Source organism: Lunatimonas sp., assembly GCF_020832325.1.
GTDB lineage: Bacteria > Bacteroidota > Bacteroidia > Cytophagales > Cyclobacteriaceae > Lunatimonas.
This window is the reverse complement of sequence record NZ_JAFIEU010000050.1, coordinates 1-19,101: the sequence shown is the minus strand read 5'-3', so window position 1 is coordinate 19,101 and position 19,101 is coordinate 1. Positions and strand designations below refer to the sequence as shown.

Sequence of the window (19,101 nt, the reverse complement as noted above, 5' to 3'; positions counted from 1 at the left end):
AAACTAAAATTGGAACAAGAATCAATCTACTACTGACGTCGCCCCTCCTATCAAGATCATTCCGGCATGTTAAACTGTACCACTAAATACCTTAAGATCTCCTCATTGAAATCTGGACTGTTTTCGTTATTCAGAGATAGGTATAATCCCTTTTTTCCGACAAACATATTAGATCCTGCGTGAATCTGAAACTTCTCAAAAACATACTCTCCCAGTACATTTAAATCTCTGTCCAAAACCATTAGCCCCGTAACTGGACGTGAACGGTAAATTTTCCACAAAACTTCAGTCGAATAGGCATTTTCGTCACTGTAACCGGGATTATAAAAGCGGTAAAAGCAATCCCTATATTTATCGTAGAGTAAAATTCCATATTGGTCACTTCCAATGCTCGCTAGCAAGGCTTCCTCATGAGATCCAGGAGGAATATTGACATAGTTAAACCGATTTATATTTTCCGATTTTACTATCACACGGTCGACGACGGATTCAGAATCCATATCAAACACCTGAATTTCGTGATGATACCAAGGTGAAATATATAGCTTATTCTCCCTCCTCGCCCAAGAAAAATTTGAAATCTTCTTCCCTTGATCCCAATAGTCATCAGGATAATATACATCATACCACTAAATAGATCTAACTCTACATCATAGCTATAAACAAGGGGATGGTTTCGGATATCCTTTTTGTCCATAGCATGATGAGACATAAAGGACGGCTGCATTCCGAAAATCTTACTTTGATACCGATACAGCGATTGATGGAAGTTCGAGGCCAAGTTGGTTAAAGGGATAGGACTATTGTCAATGACCCGCTTAAAAATGACCTCACTGGAGAAATTTACACACCCAATAGAACTGGGTGAAAATGTAACCCAAATACTATCGCCTTCCAACAGACCCACTCCCGTGCGATTGCGCATACTGTTTGGGCCATCATTATGATGGATGATTTCCTTGACTAATTCTCCGCTTTCAAAATCTATAAACTGAGGATTTCTGGAAATATGGTTGATAAAAAAGAAATACTGGCCTGAGTCAGATTCAACGAAACGAATATGCGCCGGATTCGTGGACATAAGCACTTTTGGAGTAATCAAGACTTCCTCCGATGATTTTAGGGTCAGTGACGGCTTACCTGATTCTTTGCATGCAGCAAATAAAATACTTAATAAAACAACTCGTATAGACATAGTTAAATACATTCAAACGATTCAATAAAAATAAGTCAGCCATACATATAAAACGTGGTCTAGCCCCCTCGAGGCAACAGTTTGTGGATCTATCATGCCCGCAAAGATCCAAACCCTTTACCGGAAAAAACGGATGGGGATGTAGGTTTGCTTACGTTACAGTAACAAGTAGACAAAAATATAGTCCGGGTAATCTGCCTCCCCTACTCATTCTTCTATATCAAACCGCACCAGCCTATACCTGAAATGATTTTCGTCATAGTCGGGGTGGTTTTCGTTGTTGAGGGATAGATATAGACCTCTCTCTCCAACGAACATATTTGTTGAAGTATGTATTTCAAACTTATCAAATATATGCTCACCAAGAACGTTCAACTCGCTATCCAAAACCATTATTCCGGCATATGGTCGAGACCTGACAAAAAACCGCAGTTCCTCTGATGATAGCTCACTATCCGACTTGTAACTGGGTATAAATACACGATAAAATAGATCCCTAAAGCGATCGTAAACAAAAGGACCATATTGGTCGCTTTCTAAAATGTTTCTATTGGCTTCTTCAAAACCGGATGGAATATTATCCACAAAATTGAAACGGTTAACATAAAGAGATTTAACCTCATTTCTTTTCACCACCCTCTTGGTGGCACTATCGAAAATCTGAATTTGATGATCATAATATGGGGCAATATAAATTTTTCCATCTCTCTCATCCCATGAATAATCCGTAAGCTTCTTGCCATTATCCCAGTAAGTGCTTGAGTAAAAAACCTCATGCCACGATGTAGTTTCGGTACCGAAGGAATAGCTAAAAACCAATTGGTGTTTGGCAATCTGTTCCTTGTCCATTTCGTGATGACCCATAAAATAAGGTTGGGGGCCATAAATTTCCGCCCCTATTTGTATAATTGGCTTGTAAAATGTAGTTATTAAGGCAGTAACAGAAACCCTATCATTGGGTATTTGTCTTTTTAACAGAAGTTCTCCCTTAAAATTGATTAGTCCAATTGCAGGTGGAGAAAAGGTAAGCCATATCGAATCCGGACCTGTAAGAGTTGCTCCAAGAAGTCCCTTAACACTATTTGGCCCCTCAAAGGTTAGAGGAATTTTATGATTCACTTTCCCATTTGAAAAATCAATGAATTGGTAATTTTTCTCTACATGATTATAGGCAAATAAAAATGTACCTGAGTCAGTTTCAATAAACTTTGTGTTTCCAGGATTTACAGAGATAAGATCATTTGTCTTTATGGAAATTTCTTCTATTGTTTCCATTTTAAACTGCCTTTTTTGAGTTTTCTTATTACAACCAAAAGATAACAAACTCAAAAATACAATAAATACGATCTTTTTCATAATTTATAAAAATTAATAGTAAATAGAATATAGATAACAAACTTGCTATCTATATTCATATTTTGATAATTACTGATTTTAGCACCCTTCGCATATGCAAGGAAGATTAAAAACCAAAATCACGCACCCGTCATGGGGTTCGTCAGGTGCATCAAACCACTGACACCACTCAACACCACTTTGTGCCTTTACATCTGCATGCTGGTCTGAGACAAATCCAAATCCGACCACCGCTGCCAACGATCCCAATAAAAGAACTGCCCCGTATCTCTCCCCGGGCGTTTCCCGGGTGGTGTGGTGGATCTTGGTGTCATCGTAATCCATGTACCATTTTACCCCTTTCCACAGCTCAAAGCCATCCTCGCATGGGTTCAGGTAAACGTAGTCATATTTGATGGACCGACAGAACCGCTCGATGTAGATATTGTCCAGCGCCCTTCCTTTCCCCCGACTGGGTGTAGTATCCACTACACCCTACTATTTCTAATCTATTTGGAGTACGTAATCCATTTCCTGCCATTTGAAATGGCGTACGAAAGAATTTATTAGTAAACACATACCAGACATTTTGAAGACTTTCTGACTGAGATTTGAAGACGGCTCCGAAAAAAACCATTCCTTCTATTTATAGACTTCTATATTCATTTGTAATTTCCGTGCGGATAAGCTATTTTCAGCTATGGGAGAGGCTTACCAAATACGAGATCAGGAAATGCCCTACTTTTTAACTTTCCAAGTGGTTGGATGGGCAGATGTGTTTTCAAGAAAGCTTTATAGGGACTGTATCTTGGAAAATCTGGCTTATTGTAGAAAGGAGAAGGGACTTTTCCTCTTTGGTTATGTTATCATGACCAATCACCTTCACTTGGTTGTTCAACAAAAAGACGGAAAATTGTCAGGTTGGGTACGGGATTTTAAGAAGTTTACAAGCAAGAAATTGCTTAAAATGATACTGGAGAATCCACAGGAAAGCAGAAAGGAATGGTTGAAGATGATTTTTGCTTATCATGCTAAATTAAATAAAAGAGCCGGTGAAATGCAATTTTGGACACACGAAAACCATGCTATTGAACTTTATCGAACTGAAATGATCGAAAGTAGAATGAATTATATTCATAAGAATCCGGTAAGGGCAGGAATCGTGGAAAAACCTGAAGACTATATGTGTTCGAGCGCAAGGAATTATGCTGGGTTAGAAGGCTTAATAGAGGTCGATTATTGGTAATTCCGTCCATTTCCAATTGCAAATTGGAATTAATAGAAGGGTGTAGTTGCAAACTACACCCAGCCCGGGGAATCGGTATCACCTCCTATTTTTGACTTGCTTCTAAGTTGTTTCCTTTCATACCATTTAGACTGGCTTCGATAATAGCTTTTTGGAACCCGCTGATATTTGAATAGAAGTACAACTAGATAAATTCCAGCTGCAAACAGATCGGGAAGGAAGCAGCCGAAATACCTAAATATCGGCCCGATGACGATAACAGAAACCGGATAGGTGGGTATTTATCCCGCGGTGAACCTGTCCCACTCGGCCGACAGTTTTTTAGACCTGCCGGTAGGGAACAAGCTACACTCAGGGGCGTAGCCCTGCAATCTTGGTAGCAGAAATCATGTATTTGGTCGAGGATTGAGGCGTATAATCTTCAATAAAAACAAAAGCCACCCCAACAAGTAAGTTTAGAGGTGGCTTTTTCAAGGTTTTCATTTCATAGGATCGCTTAGTCTAACCTCACCGTTTCCCTCTTTGCCAGTACCGTATTCTGTGACCATAAAACGCGTAATACATAAGGTACAGATAGCAAGGAACCAATACCCAGTAAGCTTCTCTCAAGCCCACTGCGTCGGCATAATGTCCATAAACCATCGGTAGAATGGCATTTCCACACAACCCCATGATCAAAATGGACGCACCAAGTTTGGTAAACTTTCCCAGCCCATCCAACGCCAAGGGCCAGATTCCCGCCCAAACCAGCGAATTGGCAAAGCCGAGCAGCACCACAAACCAGATAGACACGTCTACATCCAGCCCCAGCAGGCTAACCTCACCTCTCAAAAACAGAATCCCAAAGGTAAACAATAGCCCCATGGTAGTGAATGCCCTGAGCACGTTAACCTGTTGGATAAACCTGGGAATGGTAATAATGCCAAAAATGTACCCGGCAATCATTCCTGCCAAGGTGTAAGAAGGGAAAACCTTGGCATCCAACATGGATATGCCCATCGACATGGCATAACTCATGATGGTATCGATGGCAATCACCTGAGTACCCACGTGAAGGAAAATGGCAACCGCTCCCAGGATCAAATGCGGAAACTGGAAGATATGGGTTTTATGGGCATTGGTAATGGCCACCTCGGCCGTTTCCTGTTCGGTGTTGATTTCGGGCAACGGAGACAAACGCACCAACACCCCCAAAACTACCAACGAAATACCAACCAATGTATAAGGCAATATCACCCTTCCGATCAGCTCGTCCAAATACTGATCTTTGGTGGACACATCCAAGGTGTCCAGTTGGGAGATCATGGCGTCGTCGGTGACCCGCAGCACCACTGCAGCAAACACCAACGGAGCGAGGATACCGGCCCCCTTGTTCAGTATACCCATGATGCTGATGCGTTGGGCGGCCGACTCCTTGGGACCCAAAATGGTGATATAGGGGTTCGCCGCGGTCTGAAGGACCGCCAAACCGGCACCAATCAGGAATAGGCCTAGGAGAAAAATCTCGTAGGTCCGGCCCATCGCAGCAGGAATAAAAACGAACGCACCAACCGCCATGACCCAAAAACCCACACTCATCCCCTTTTTGAATCCGACAGCCTTCAGCAAATAAGAAGCTGGAACCGAGAATACAAAATAGGAAATATAAAAGGCAAAAGCGACCAGGTAGGACTGAAAGTTGTTGAGCTCGCAGGCCACCTTAAAATAGGGTATCAGGATGGCATTTACCCATGACACAAAGCCAAAGATAAAAAACAGTCCACCGATGATGCCGATCGAAATATAGGTCTGTCGCTGCGTGAGCGCGCCTACTTCTACAGTTTGGGTTTTGGACGCCACAGGTTTGGTTATTTTGGTTGGTAGGGTTATTTTAACAGAGAGGCAGAAGCCTTGTCCAAATACAGCGTGCATTGCGGATGCTGTTGCAGAATGGAAGCAGGAAAAAGATTGCTTACTTCGTTTTCGACGCATTCCTGCACCGCCTTTGCCTTTCGCTCATCGGGCACCGAACAGATGATCGCGGCAGATTTCATGATATGTCTGATGGACATGCTGATGGCTTGCTTCGGAACGGAGTCGAAATCCGGAAACCAGCCTTCGCCCAATTGCTGCTTGCGGCACGCTTCATCCAGGTCTACCACCAAATAGGGCTTCTCCGTATCAAAATCAGCAGGTGGATCGTTAAATGCCAAATGCCCGTTTTCTCCAATGCCAACCAACGCCACATCGATGGGCTTTGAGGCAATCAGATGCCCCAGCCTCTCGGTTTCTTCTACTGGATCTGCCTCACCATCTATCAGGTAATAGGCCGCCAGCTGACCAACCTTATCCAAAAAACGCTCCTTTAAGTACTTGCGAAAGCTCGCCGGATGGGTAATCGGCAATCCCAAATATTCGTCGAGGTGAAACATGGTTACCTTGTCCCATGCGATCCCTTTTTCTTCCAGCAGTTGATTGATAGTTTCAAACTGGCTCGTTCCCGTAGCCAAAATGATAGTTGCCTCACCCCTTTCGGCGATTGCCTTTCGGATGAGTTCTCCCGCAGCACTACCGCCTTTTTGACCCAACTCCTTGGGATCGGCGGATACGATTATTTCCATGTTCACTAATTATAGGATTGGTAAAAACTAAACTTAATGGTGATCCAATGAAATCAAGCCATCCAAAGGCGGACAGGCATGACAACATCGTCTCCCAGTTGGGTGACCATAAACCATGCTACTTACCTGAAGGAAGGCATCCCGACCGTCGGTGCGGGACAGATTCTGACCACTCAAAAACAAATGGCATACACTTGAAATTTCCGGCTAAGTTAGCCAAAATTTTAGGTGTCAAGAAGCTTTGGCAGACAAAATCCTGCTAGGTACACCTCAGACCAATGCCTATTTTATCAAGTAGTCGGTTGTCTGATTCATGGGCTGTCCTCTCAATACATTTGGCATCAACTAGCCTGTCACAAATTACGCACACCCCTAGTCAGCGGAACGCAAAGCAACTGTATTTCCAGGTGAATAATCCGGTTACGTACCAAATATCAGATAAACAAAGGTAGCCATTGGTAATTAATTTAGAGCACGCCCGATAAAAATACTTTTATAATCCAATTAATAGAAATAAATTGACTGCAAATCATCCACAAATAGTATAAATCATCATTCTTGCCTTATAAACGGAGAAAGCAACCAATCAACCCAAAATGAAAAACTCGCCCCAGCCAAATCTTGACGTCAGTTCGGAGGACTTTTCGAGCACCACGCATCAATCCCCTGGCAGCAGTAAAAGACTGCTGTCTCTAGATGCCCTAAGAGGTTTTGACATGCTACTGATATCCGGAGGAGGAACCTTCCTGGTACTCCTTAAGGGAAAAACCGGATTGGCAGCCGTGGATTGGATAGCCGATCAGCTCACCCACCCCGCTTGGAATGGATTTACTTTCTACGACTTTATCTTTCCCCTGTTTCTGTTTATGGCAGGGGTATCGTTGGTATTTTCTTTAAATAAAGGTATGGCCCTGGGTTTAGGGAAACAGCTTTTATATAAAAAGGCTTTTAAGCGGATGCTTATTCTGATCTGCTTGGGCATCCTGTTTAAAAACGCCCCTATTCCCTTTTTCGAACCTTCGCAGATACGCCTAGGTTCCGTGTTGGGCCGCATAGGTCTTGCATCCTTTGTTTCTACGGTTCTATTCCTCAACTTTAACAGCCTGCAACGGCTGGGCTGGGCATTGGGCATACTACTCTCCTACTATGCGGCACTTTTCTTGATCCCGGTACCTGGCTACGGGGCCGGAGATCTAAGTTTTGAAGGGAACTTGGTCGGTTGGTTTGACCGAACATTTCTACCAGGAAGGTTGCTGCAGGGCACCTACGATGAGTTGGGTCTGCTCACCCAGTTTCCTGCCATGTGCCTGACCATTCTGGGTAGCTTAGCAGGGGAAATACTCGCCAAAAACACCTCGGAAACCGAAAAAATCAAGTGGCTGAGCCTCGCAGGGATAGTAGGCATCGGCGTTGGATTGGTTTGGGGCTTGCATTTCCCCATCAACAAGCACCTTTGGAGCAGCTCCTTCGTACTACTCACAGCCGGTATGGCCTTTCTATTTCTGATGGCTTTTTATACCGTCATCGATGTTTGGAAAGTACGTAAATGGGCCTTCTTTTTCCAAGTGATTGGATTAAACTCCCTGACCATCTATTTTGGCTATAGCTTTATCAACTTTGGTTATACCTCCCGAAAGTTGTTCTATGGACTCTATAGCCCCCTACCGGAGGAATGGCATCGCGTATTTGAAGCGTTCGGTGCGTTACTACTGGTTTGGCTATTTTTGTATATCCTCTACCGCAAAAAGATATTCATCAAGGTCTAACAACTGGCCTATGCTCCGAAGAAGCCTACTGAAGGCCTCTTCGGAGCTTTATAGTATTTTCCCTGGGTTCAAAATACCTTTTGGATCCAGCGCATTTTTTAGCGTACGCATAAGCTGCATTTCCTCCGGATTTCGGCAATAGCTCAGATAGGGCTTTTTATGCAATCCGATGCCGTGTTCAGCCGAAATCGACCCTCCATAGTCCCGAAGTGGGGTGTATACGATATGGTTTACCCGTTCCTTTAACTCCTCCGAACCAACTGTCTTACTTACCACCAAATGCATATTCCCATCGGCCATATGCCCATAGACAAAATACTTGTCAACTTCCAAAACCCGATCCAACGCAGCGCTAACCCGATCCACATAGGCTCCAATATCCGCCACTGGTAGGCTCACATCGAAATGTTGATCGTGCGTGCATTGGGAAACGATATGGTCCACGTCTTCTCGAATCCGCCAAAATAAAGCCTGCTCCGTGTCAGAACCAGCCACCACAGCATCCAACACTTCTCCACGCAAAAGGGATTTCTCCAATAGCTTCTCTAGTCTGCCCGCACCACAGGCAGATGCGTCTCCAGACGTCTCCAGCAGCACATACAGGGGATACCCAAAGGCAAGCGGAATACCCCCACCCTTCAAAATACCGCACATACTTTGGTAGGTGTCCTTCCATATGATCTCAAATGCTGTGAGGGATGGTCCCAACACCTGCTCCATTGATTTCAAAAACCGGACGACGGCTGAATAATCCAACAATGCCACAAAAGCAGTGCTCCGATGGGAAGGTGGATGACACAGCCGCAACACAGCCCTCGTCACTACTCCCAATGTGCCCTCTGAGCCGATAAAAAGTTGCTTCAAATCCGGGCCGGAATTGTCCTTGACCAGTTTTTTCATCGACGAAATCACCGTACCATTCGCCAGTACGGCTTCTAGTCCCAATACCCATTGCCGGGTCATTCCGTATCGGAAAACCCGCAATCCACCGGCATTGGTGGCGATCATTCCGCCAACCTGGGCGGAGCCTTTTGCACCGTACGTGATCGGAAACATCAAGTCAACCTCCTGAACAGCCCGATGTAGGTCTTCCAATATCACACCTGCCTCTACCGTTACGGTCTTGCTATCCGAGTCGATTTCCAAGATCCGGTTTAGCTTTTCCATGGAAATCACCAATTCAGACCCATCTGTCTCGGTGCTGCCGACCATATTGGTCCGTCCTCCATGCACCACCACGGACACTTCGTGCTGATTGCACAGCGTCAATATACGAGACACCTGCTCTATACGGGTAGGCAATGCCACTGCGGTCGCCCGCAAAGGAATGTGTGTCTGCCAAATATGGGCAAATCGATCCGACAACTCATCGCCCACCAGCACGTTATCCGCTCCCACAATGGCCACGATGCCCTGCAGTAGTCTATCGGCGGTATCCATCACGTATTTTGTATAATAAAAACCCGTTAATCATATCTAAAGATTGAAACAATGATTTACTAAAATACCATTAATTTTAACCTGGAAGCAAAACAGGTTGTATATTCATAAAAATATCGTGTTATGTCAAACATTCAACTAATTATCGAGGAACGGGAAAGGTCTATAGGTAGCTTCATGGTTGGACGGCTGCTTCCCTTTCGGAAAAAGCGAATGGTAGGACCATTTTCTTTTATAGATCACATGGGACCGGTATCTCTGTCGGAATCGGAAAACTTTGATGTGCCACCGCATCCACATATTGGACTCTCTACCCTTACCTTTCTTTTTGAAGGAAGTATTATGCATCGGGATTCGGTTGGCTCAAACGTAGAAATCAAACCTGGAGCAGTTAATTGGATGACCGCTGGAAAAGGAGTGGTACATTCGGAACGTACCCCGGAATACCTTCGCGGAAAAGTGAAAAGCCTGCATGGCTTACAGATTTGGGTGGCTTTGCCAAAGGACAAGGAGAACATCGAACCCAGCTTTGTGCACGTAGCGTCAGAAGATATCCCGCATTGGGAAGATGAAGGTGTTCAGTTTAAGTTAATCGCGGGAGAGGCATTTGGCCGAAAGTCCCCCGTTCCGGTGTATAGCCCTCTGTACATGGTGGAAATTAAATCCACCGAAGGCAGCGTTTTGGATATCGGTGACGAGTTATTTGGAGAAAGCGGCCTGTACATACTCGAAGGAGAAATCAAGGCAGAAGGAAGCACCTTTGGTCCGAGGCAGATTTTGATTGCAGAGAACGCCAAACTGTGTTCCTTTGAGATCGGTGCAAACACGACCATTTACCTATTTGGGGGTGACCCCTTTCCTGAAGAGCGGTACATTTATTGGAACTTTGTGCATTCTGACAAGGAAGTTATCGAACAGGCCAAAGCGCAATGGAAGGAGCAGAAATTTCCCAATATAGAGGGGGAATCCGATTTTGTGCCTTTGCCTTAGGACCAGTTAATGGGCACTTTGGCTATCCTCTACTTCGACTAATGAACAAATCCAAGGGTTGCATGCAGAGACCCAAATTAATGAAAAGCCTCCAAAATCAACGATTGATTTTGGAGGCCACCCTTTTTTGGAATGCAGCTTTGCAGCTTACTTTTTCAGAAACTTAAATACCTGCGCTTGTCCTTTTGTTCTTACCAATAATACAAACACTCCCGGTTTCATTCGTAAACTTGAAATATCTAATACGATCTTTTCATTTTCTGATTCAGACACAATGGCCAACAACTTTTCCCCTTTCATATCATAGATACTTACTTCCACCTCATCTTCTTCCGTTCGTCCAAATTCGAGAACAATCTGATCTGAAACGGGGTTGGGGTACATTCTGGTCACCCTTGGAAAATCTCCCATTTGAGGACTATTTTCCATTTGAAGGCTATTTTCCATAATTGGAGCACTTTCTTCAAGTTCGCTGGTAACCTCCCTTTTATTTTTTCCTTTTGGGTCATGGATCATGATGTTACCGCCGCCAAGTGCTGTAGAAGCATCTGCGTTGTCGGCCGCTCCTAATTGGTTATCATACACTATACCTAAGTCGTTCCATATTTTTATGCGGAACTGATCGGGGGCTGATCCTCCGTTCCATTGGCCATCCAAAGCGGTAAGTGTAAATCTGTATCCTGGTTCATCATTTACAGTTCCTTCTCCACGATAGGTGGCCTTCCGTCCACTAATCACAAGGGATCCGTTTTCATGGAGGTTACTCTTGAAGGAGAGATTGCCGGCGCTGAATTGGAAATCGGTGGTTCCTTCTACCTGATTATTTCCTTTTTTATATTTAGCGACAAAACCGAAATTGGCTTTACCGGTAACATCGGGTTGTGCTGGCATCGCACCCTCGGGCGAGGTAAACCATCCTCCGCCGGTGACAAAGCTGCCGCTCGCATCGTACACAGGCAGGTAAGCTACCGAAGTCCCACAATCAGCCGTAGCGTTCACTTGGTAAACACCCAAAGTCAAACCTGTCACAGTAGCAGTAGCTGTTCCATTTTCAAGGGTGGTTGCCTGCAGGTAGTGGGTAGTTATTCCTGCTTCATTTATTAATGCAAATTGAACTGTAATACCCTGTAAAGCCGGGAACATTGTCGCGCTAAGGGTAGCTGGGCTACCCGCTGGAACCGGCTGACTGCTGGCAGATGCATCTAAAGAGTTGCAGTTACTGCTGCAACCTTCATCAATCTGTCCATTACAATTGTTGTCCAAGCCATCACATACCTCTGTTGCACCGGGGTTAATGGCGGGGTCATTATCATTGCAATCACTTCCGCCTTTCAGTCCTTCAAACCGGTAACCTTCTCCAGGGCTTTCACACTGCGTGATTCCCGAACCTGTGTAATAGCCATCGTTATCTGCATCAAGGTACCACACAGTATTGGGGTTCAGATCGGCATCATTATCATCGCAATCTGTATTGTTGCTTACGTAACCCACAGGAGCGGAGCAGTCCTGAATGCTGACAGAAGGATCGCCAAAACCATCTCCATCTGAATCGAGGTAGAAGGTGAGCGAAGTGATGGTGACCTCAACAGTTGCCTCACTGCTACAGCCCGCTTCATTTGTAACGGTGACAGTGTAGACTCCTGAACTGGTAAAGGTATTTTCGGCTTGGGTGGGCGTACTACCGCCATTCCACTGATACGTAGTACCACCACTTGCTATCAGCGATACGCTACCGCAACCAGTAGGGGTACCGGAAATGGATGCCGTAGGAAGTGTTTCAACGGTTATGGTGGCGCTACCGACAAGGTCAGCTGTACAACCATTCCCATCGGTTACAGAGACCAGGGTATAGGTGGTTGTAGTTGCAGGGCTTAGGGTAATGGCCTCTCCACTTTGATAATTATTTACCGTAATGTTAGTAGTGCCCCCATCCGGTGAATAAATCAGGGTATAGGGTGATACTCCTCCTGTAATGGCCGCTGAGATATTGGCATCTGCACCAGAGCAAACATCCGAGGTGCCGCTGATCTCGGCAGTGATGGTTTCGCAGGCCTGGCAAAGGGTACCTGAAGCCACATCGCCACTGATAGTCCATCCTTTTGCCAGTAGGGTATTTCGGGCCGCTACAGCATTGGTGCCATACTGTCTGCCTGAGGCGCCAAGGTTACGTCCATCTGGTGTGGCTGGGTTAGCTGCCCAGCCCTGCAGCGTAGCCGAATAATTGAGACAGTCCATGCCACTACTGTCAAGGAAAGAGGAAAGGTCTACGCTGCTGTTCAGTGTCCATGTGCCTAAGTTTTGGTTGAACGCACTGGCTCCTGAGAACATGAGACTCATATTGGTCACGTTACTTACATTCCAGTTGCCGATCGGCTGGTTAAATGCTCTGGCGGCCTGAAACATGCTGAACATATCACCCACATTACCTACATCCCAGTTTCCAATAGGTTGATTGAATGCCAAAGCAAAAGTAAACATGTTCCTCATGTTGGTTACATTGCTAACATCCCAATTGCTTATAGGTTGGTTAAAGTCCCTGGCACCGTCAAACATCGACTCCATATCAGTCATTTTCCCTACATTCCAGTTACCAATTGGTTGGTTAAATACCGTAGCAACGGAGAACATAGCCCTCATATTGGTCACGTTGCCAACATTCCAATTGCCTATCTCTTGGTTAAAAGCTCTGGCGTTTGAAAACATGCCGTTCATTGTGGTTACCTTTTCTACATTCCAGTCTCCAATGGGCTGATTAAATGCAGTAGCTTGGGCGAACATGAACGTCATATCGACCACATTGCTTACATTCCAGTCTCCAATAGGCTGATTAAAGGCTGTTGCACCAGAGAATATACGATTCATAGTGGTCACATTGCTTACATTCCAATTACCTATCGGCTGATTGAAAGCCCTTGCACTTGATAACATAGATGACATATTATTCACGTTAGTAACATCCCAGTCGTCGATAGGCTGGTTAAAGGCTGTTGCACCAGAGAACATAGTCCTCATATTATTCACATTGCTTACATCCCAGCTGCCGATGGGCTGGTTAAAGGATGTTGCGCCAGAGAATGTGGAAATCATATTGGTCACGTTACTTACATCCCAATTACTAATTGGCTGATTGAAAGCAGTGGCAAAAAAGAACATTCCTTGCAAACTTGTCACGTTACTTATATCCCAATTTCCAATGGCACCGTTGAATTGGGCACATCTTGCAAACATAAAAAACAGTGAGGTTACATTGGAGAGGTCTGGAATATCGGTGGCATTGTAAGTCATATTTTCGCAGCCATAAAAGGCACCTCCCATATTACTCCAGGCGATACTGCCCCACTGATCAATACTGAGCAATTTGAGACGGTCGCCGCCATTGTTAAATGCGATCTGGTGAAAGGTGCCGGCGCCCGGCGAGATACTCACCTGATAGGTGCCTGCTGATGGAAAGGTGAGGGTGGTGGCGCGATTGCCGGTTACATTGCCCTGATTGGCAGGGTTGCCCACTTCTTCCCAGTGAATGGCGTAGTTGCTGCCCTCGCCGGGAATCGTGATCTGATTGCTGGAAGAAGTGCCGGCATTGTCGGTTTTCCAGGTGGTGATAAAGGGCTGTTGTGCCGAGGCGCTTATGCTTGATCCGAGGGCAAGGGCCATCATCAACAAGCAAACGCTTAGGGTTCTCATTCTTGAACCAAAAGAGAACATGGCGCGGATGCGGAAAAGTGAAACTTTGTCTTTCATAATGTAGGGTATTATTACGCTGGATTTTAAAGGCTTCGGTGAATGGATCACTTACCTTTCTTTTGTCGGGTATAAAAGTGAAAGTAAAATGCCCGATAGGCTTTCAATCATGGTTCAAATGCTTTTAACCATGTTGCAAAAGCTTTATTTTAGGAATAAAAAGTTTCTGGAATGCGTATTAAGATGCGTTTTTGACCTGCAAACGCCACTCGCTGGGGGAAGAGCCATATTCTTCGAGAAAGGCAGTGGAAAAATAGGCCGGGGTAGAAAAACCAACTTCATATGCAACTTCGGCAATGCTCAGATCTGATTTGCGCAGTAAAATTTGGGCTTCTTGTAGACGGATGGACCTGACCAGAAGGCTTGGTGAAGTGCCGGTCAAGGCTTTTATTTTTCTGAATAGTTGACTTCGGCTCATACCCATGGCCTTGCTAAGCTCTGGAATCTCGATAGACCCATTCCTTAAATCCTGCTTTATCACTTCCCTGATTTTTAGAATAAAAGCATCCTCTAGCTCAAGGTCTGGATCGGTAGATGGTATTTGTGGGAGCTCTTCCACTGAAGTATACCGCTTTTGTAATTGTCTGCGCAGGCGTATCAGATTTTCCACATGCACCAATAGTTCCGCCGGTTCGAAGGGTTTTGCCAGGTAGGCATCAGCACCCCGTTTCAACCCCGCAATTCGCGATGCTGCATCAGCCCGCGCCGTAAGCAATATGATGGGTACATGGCTGGTAAGTTCATCTGCTTTCAGGACTTTGCACAATTCGAACCCGTCTTTTATGGGCATCATCACATCGCTGATGATCAGGTCAGGCACTATTTCCCTGGCTTTTTCGATTCCCTCAGCCCCATTTACCGCCATGGTAATCCTGTACTGTTCTTTCAGGGTTTCGTAAATATATAATCGAACATCCCGGTTATCTTCTACAATCAATAAAACCGGGAGCTTGTCTTCCGAAGCCTCCGCCTCAATACCTTGTGCTTCTTCAATCCTAACCTCCATGTCTTTTGCCGGTTCAGGAGCCTGATGGTTCCATTCAGCACTTACGGCGGTAAAAGGGAGGCTGATGCTGAAGCTTGTTCCCAGGTCGGGTTGGCTAGCTACCGATATAGAACCATTCATCAGCTTTACCAATTCCTGCACAAGTGCAAGTCCCACGCCGGTACCGCTATCCTTTCTGGTAGAGGAGCTGTCCACTTGGTAAAAGCGGTCAAATATACTGCCCAGGTCTTCTTGGGCAATACCGATACCGGTGTCCATCACCGTAATGATGACCTCTTTGGGATCTGTTTCCGGTAAAAAAGGGACCGTTTTCAGTTCCACGGAAACCTTACCCGCTTCGGGCGTAAACTTCAATGCGTTTGAGATCAGGTTTACCAATATCCCTTGCATTTTATTATAGTCGAGGGCCATTTCGAGTCTTGTCCTGTCGCTTTGAAAGCTGAGGTCTATTCCACGCGAGTGGGCATAAGAGCGAAATGATTCTACCTGGTATTGGATAAAGGAAACGAGGTTGCCATTGGCGGGCGAAAGCTGAAGTTTTCCAGATTCGAGCCTTGCAAGGTCAAGCAATTGATTCACCAAGTTCAGCAGGTGACGGCTGTTTCTTTTTATCATTTCCGAATGTTCTTCGGCTTCTTTTGATTTGCCTTCCATGGCGGTTGTTTTCAAAAGGTCGATCATTCCGAGGATCACGGTAAGCGGGGTTCTGAACTCGTGGCTGATATTGGTAAAGAAACGGGTTTTGAAGTCATCTAGCTGTTGTAAGCGACTTGCTTCTTTTTTGGCAAAAGTACGGCTAAGCTGAAACCGGTAAAAATAAATGCCGGCGGCTGCCAATAAAAGGGTATATAATGCCAAGGCCCACCAACTCTTGTACCAAAATTCCTGAACGTCTAGCCTTAATGTAATTTCGTCGCTGCTCCAGTTGCCATGTATGTCTGCGCCTTTTATGCGCAGGATGTGCTTACCTGTCGGCGGGTAATCAATTCGGAGGTCGCGGCCTTGTCCGAGATAATTCCAATCATTGCCGGCCCCGTCCAGCATATAGGCAAACTGATTGCCGGAATTGTTACCGAAGTTCAACAGCGATAGTTTTAATCGGAGAAAGCGGCTGCCTGGCGCCATGGTGATTGTAGTCCCGTCAAGGATTCCCTCCTGTTGCCCGGTCGTTTTTCCCTTCAGGTCTGTCACCCACATTTCGGATATGAGCAGGGTCGCATTTTGGGCTATGGCGCTTATAGTTTCTTCCTTAAAGGAGTTGACCCCGTACATACCTCCGAAATAAAAACGGCTTTCGTCAGCGTCAAAGAAAAAGGCGTGACGGTTAAATTCGTTGTGCGATAAGCCGTTGGCAGTTGTAAAGTTCCGAAAGGACTTCTGCTGGGTGTCAAGGTAGGAAAGGCCACTGAATGTACTTACCCAAAAATTTCCTTTGCTGTCGGGTAAAATGCCTACCACACTATTGTTTCTTAGACCATTTGTACGGTCATACAGCGCCAACACTTTTTCTTTCCTAGGGTCAAAAAGGTGAAGTCCGCTTTCCATGGTTCCCACCCAAAGCATCCCTTCCTCATCTTCATAAATACAATTAATATGGTTGCTTGTAATACCGGAAGGATCTTTGGCCTCGGCTGAATAGTTTTTGGACAATCCCTGTGAAGGGTCAATCCTAAATAGCCCTGAGAGGGAAGTGCCTGCCCAAAGGCTACCGTCTTTGGCACTGATGAGGAAGCTAGGCTGTGTACCTGAAAGGGGTTGTCGCCCATCTTTGTCTTTATATGTTTCGAATTCCTCTTTTCCGGGTTTCAGGACTAACAGCCTGCCATCACGGGACACTACCCAATATTGGCCGTCCTTATCCCTGGCAATACCCCAGGTTTCCTGATCGCCTGTGATGACGGGTCCATCATAGGTTGCATAAAACCGGAGTTTCGATGCATTATAATTGTATTTGATGACCCCTGCCAAACCGGTAATCCATAGAACGCTATCTCCCTCTGCGAGGATATTGCGGGTAAACGTTAGGGTATTCAACTCTTCCAAGGATTGCATTCGGTCGCCCGGTCTGCTAAGGGTTTGGTTTTCTAGGTCCAGTTCATATAGCCCTTCTATTTCTGTAGCAATAAACAATTTATTTGGGCCCAGTTTTGCCATACCTCTAATGCTTGTTCCATAGGCAGTTTTACCCAAGTTTGGGGTAGAGAGATGGGTCTGAAATAGATTGGGCCTAATTTGAAAACTGTTGAATCCATCGCCGGTGCCTGCCAGAAAACCTTGTCTAAAATCATCACTGAATACCTTTCGTATTTCCGATTGGTGATCTATGACCCAAGCATAATTTTCTACCTGTCCGTCTGCGGTGAGTAATACACAATCGTGAGCGGCTTGGGCAGGATTGGGGTGGTAAGCCAAGACGTTAGCTTTTGCATCTTTTACAAACTCATATTGGGTTCCTTTGAGCTGGGGATGGATGTCAAAAGGAGGTTTTCGGGTTTGGGGGATCAGCCATACGCCGATTTTTTCCGCATAAAGCAAGATATCACCAGACCCGGTTTCTGCCAGTTTGATCTCCCTGGGGGAATTAAAAGCTGCACCGATAAAGTTATCCATTCCAAACCTGGCCATTTGTCTGCCCGAGGAATCAAATTGGATTAAGGTGAAGTCATTGCCAACTGCTGTAACATCGGCGATCCAAAATGTCCCATCCGAAGCAGCTAAAAAGTCTTTTTTGTTGCTCGGGGCCAGGGCAATTTCAAATTGCTTGACGAAATCCTTTTGTTTCTCCTCAAACCGGAAAATCGTCCTTTTGTATGGTGTTTGATTGACAAAGTAAATTGCCCCGTCTTTTCCATGTTTCACATCTATGAATTTCCCTTGGAACTCGCTGGAAGCATCAAACCTGAAAACTTCGCTTTTTCCTGTTTGTGGATCCAATAGGCCCATCACGCCCGAAAGCAGGAAATCATAGATCAATAGAAGGTTGCCTTCACGGTCAGTATGTATAGCATGGATTTTGTTTTGCCAGATCCTTTGGGGATTGGATGGTCGGGTATCGTAGGTCAAAAAATCATATCCGTCAAATCGATTGAGTCCTTTGTCAGTGGCTACCCAAATAAATCCCTGTTTATCTTTAGCAAAACTGTTTACATAACGGTCTGATAATCCCTGTTCGATAGAGAAACTTTCTGCCTGCACCAAATGCGATGGGTTCGATTGACCATAAGCAAGGGGTAAAACAAGGTAAGCAAATTGAAACCAAAATAGAAAGGGCAGAAACTTCATAGAAATCAGGATCAGACAAAGATAACATTGGGATAAGTCGAAAAAAAGCTTTCACCATTGCATCACCTAGGAGTATATTTTTAGCTAATTGGTAAAAAAAAATTTACTATCGTCCGAGATCAAAGATGTAAGCATAATTTTTTGTCCGGACATCCTATTACAGCCCAACTTATGTTCCTGATCCCCAAGGAGATTTTCGATGATGTGGTCGAACAGCAAGGTGCTGACCGCTACTACAAGAAACTCAACGTGAAGGATCATTTCATGTGTCTATAATTGTTTTTCAGCGGTCACATGGAATCTCGCATGGTTGATAGTCATCCAGTGTGTGACGGCTGCGTCATGCTCGATTTCATCTGTCTATATTTGTTTTTTAATGGTCAGATGGAATCTCGCATGGAGGATAGTCATCCCAGTGTGTGTCGCTTGCGTCGTGCTCGATTTCATCTGCATGTTTTATGCAGTGCTGACTATAAACGGCAGTCTTAAGGAGTTGTGTA

Annotated in this window: 13 protein-coding genes; 4 read left to right on the top strand and 9 right to left on the bottom strand. The window is 45.1% G+C overall.

Features of this window, described 5'->3' with window-relative positions; translation table 11 throughout:
• Nucleotides 1-56 precede the first annotated feature (56 nt).
• The 4 genes from JJU34_RS19295 to JJU34_RS19280 all read right to left on the bottom strand — a co-directional run bounded on the left by JJU34_RS19295 (nucleotide 57) and on the right by JJU34_RS19280 (nucleotide 3,019).
• Nucleotides 57-581 (bottom strand): DUF4221 family protein, encoded by a 525-nt coding sequence (locus JJU34_RS19295; RefSeq protein WP_228694219.1) that lies wholly within the window; start codon nucleotides 579-581, stop codon nucleotides 57-59.
• Nucleotides 470-1,195 (bottom strand): hypothetical protein, encoded by a 726-nt coding sequence (locus JJU34_RS19290; RefSeq protein WP_228694062.1) that lies wholly within the window; start codon nucleotides 1,193-1,195, stop codon nucleotides 470-472. The genes JJU34_RS19295 and JJU34_RS19290 overlap by 112 nt, the downstream gene beginning before the upstream one ends.
• 207 nt (nucleotides 1,196-1,402) lie before the next feature.
• Nucleotides 1,403-2,551 carry a DUF4221 family protein gene (locus JJU34_RS19285; protein ID WP_228694061.1) on the bottom strand — a complete coding sequence of 383 codons (1,149 nt, stop codon included), beginning with the start codon at nucleotides 2,549-2,551 and terminating at the stop codon, nucleotides 1,403-1,405.
• A gap of 78 nt (nucleotides 2,552-2,629) precedes the next feature.
• Nucleotides 2,630-3,019, bottom strand: coding sequence for a hypothetical protein (locus JJU34_RS19280; protein WP_228694060.1), 390 nt, complete (start codon nucleotides 3,017-3,019; stop codon nucleotides 2,630-2,632).
• A gap of 211 nt (nucleotides 3,020-3,230) precedes the next feature.
• On the opposite strand from JJU34_RS19280, the gene JJU34_RS19275 reads away from it, so the two are divergent.
• Entirely contained in the window at nucleotides 3,231-3,776 is a 546-nt protein-coding gene (locus JJU34_RS19275) for a transposase (RefSeq protein ID WP_228694059.1), read from the top strand.
• Between the two features lie 507 nt (nucleotides 3,777-4,283).
• Here JJU34_RS19275 and JJU34_RS19270 read toward each other — a convergent pair.
• Together JJU34_RS19270 and JJU34_RS19265 are read right to left on the bottom strand one after the other, a co-directional pair.
• A complete protein-coding gene (locus tag JJU34_RS19270) occupies nucleotides 4,284-5,615 on the bottom strand; it encodes a glucose/galactose MFS transporter (protein WP_228694058.1) in 1,332 nt (443 codons plus the stop codon).
• Between the two features lie 26 nt (nucleotides 5,616-5,641).
• Entirely contained in the window at nucleotides 5,642-6,376 is a 735-nt protein-coding gene (locus JJU34_RS19265; protein ID WP_228694057.1) for a glucosamine-6-phosphate deaminase, read from the bottom strand.
• A gap of 596 nt (nucleotides 6,377-6,972) precedes the next feature.
• Here JJU34_RS19265 and JJU34_RS19260 point away from each other — a divergent pair.
• Nucleotides 6,973-8,142 carry a DUF5009 domain-containing protein gene (locus JJU34_RS19260; protein ID WP_228694056.1) on the top strand — a complete coding sequence of 390 codons (1,170 nt, stop codon included), beginning with the start codon at nucleotides 6,973-6,975 and terminating at the stop codon, nucleotides 8,140-8,142.
• A gap of 48 nt (nucleotides 8,143-8,190) precedes the next feature.
• On the opposite strand, the gene JJU34_RS19255 is transcribed toward JJU34_RS19260, so the two are convergent.
• Nucleotides 8,191-9,582, bottom strand: a complete 1,392-nt coding sequence (locus JJU34_RS19255; protein ID WP_228694055.1) for an FAD-binding oxidoreductase — start codon at nucleotides 9,580-9,582, stop codon at nucleotides 8,191-8,193.
• A 123-nt stretch (nucleotides 9,583-9,705) separates the two neighbouring features.
• On the opposite strand from JJU34_RS19255, the gene JJU34_RS19250 reads away from it, so the two are divergent.
• On the top strand, nucleotides 9,706-10,572 hold the full coding sequence (locus JJU34_RS19250) for a pirin family protein (protein WP_228694054.1): 867 nt from the start codon (nucleotides 9,706-9,708) through the stop codon (nucleotides 10,570-10,572).
• Between the two features lie 147 nt (nucleotides 10,573-10,719).
• Here the strand turns inward: JJU34_RS19250 and JJU34_RS19245 are convergent, their stop codons facing one another.
• Together JJU34_RS19245 and JJU34_RS19240 are read right to left on the bottom strand one after the other, a co-directional pair.
• Nucleotides 10,720-14,313: a BspA family leucine-rich repeat surface protein gene (locus tag JJU34_RS19245; RefSeq protein ID WP_228694053.1), complete on the bottom strand. Its 3,594-nt coding sequence runs from the start codon at nucleotides 14,311-14,313 to the stop codon at nucleotides 10,720-10,722.
• A gap of 178 nt (nucleotides 14,314-14,491) precedes the next feature.
• On the bottom strand, nucleotides 14,492-18,601 hold the full coding sequence (locus tag JJU34_RS19240; RefSeq protein WP_228694052.1) for a hybrid sensor histidine kinase/response regulator transcription factor: 4,110 nt from the start codon (nucleotides 18,599-18,601) through the stop codon (nucleotides 14,492-14,494).
• A 141-nt stretch (nucleotides 18,602-18,742) separates the two neighbouring features.
• On the opposite strand from JJU34_RS19240, the gene JJU34_RS19235 reads away from it, so the two are divergent.
• The gene (locus JJU34_RS19235; RefSeq protein WP_228694051.1) at nucleotides 18,743-18,877 is read left to right on the top strand and encodes a DUF4372 domain-containing protein; all 135 of its coding nucleotides are present in this window, start codon (nucleotides 18,743-18,745) and stop codon (nucleotides 18,875-18,877) included.
• The last annotated feature ends 224 nt before the right edge of the window (nucleotides 18,878-19,101 follow it).

Bases quoted from the DNA above. Each gene is read 5' to 3' on its own strand.
- JJU34_RS19245 (WP_228694053.1), bottom strand. From the start codon at position 14,313: ATGAAAGACAAAGTTTCACTTTTCCGCATCCGCGCCATGTTCTCTTTT.
- JJU34_RS19260 (WP_228694056.1), top strand. From the start codon at position 6,973: ATGAAAAACTCGCCCCAGCCAAATCTTGACGTCAGTTCGGAGGACTTT.
- JJU34_RS19250 (WP_228694054.1), top strand. From the start codon at position 9,706: ATGTCAAACATTCAACTAATTATCGAGGAACGGGAAAGGTCTATAGGT.
- JJU34_RS19265 (WP_228694057.1), bottom strand. From the start codon at position 6,376: ATGGAAATAATCGTATCCGCCGATCCCAAGGAGTTGGGTCAAAAAGGC.
- JJU34_RS19255 (WP_228694055.1), bottom strand. From the start codon at position 9,582: ATGGATACCGCCGATAGACTACTGCAGGGCATCGTGGCCATTGTGGGA.
- JJU34_RS19290 (WP_228694062.1), bottom strand. From the start codon at position 1,195: ATGTCTATACGAGTTGTTTTATTAAGTATTTTATTTGCTGCATGCAAA.
- JJU34_RS19240 (WP_228694052.1), bottom strand. From the start codon at position 18,601: ATGAAGTTTCTGCCCTTTCTATTTTGGTTTCAATTTGCTTACCTTGTT.
- JJU34_RS19285 (WP_228694061.1), bottom strand. From the start codon at position 2,551: ATGAAAAAGATCGTATTTATTGTATTTTTGAGTTTGTTATCTTTTGGT.
- JJU34_RS19275 (WP_228694059.1), top strand. From the start codon at position 3,231: ATGGGAGAGGCTTACCAAATACGAGATCAGGAAATGCCCTACTTTTTA.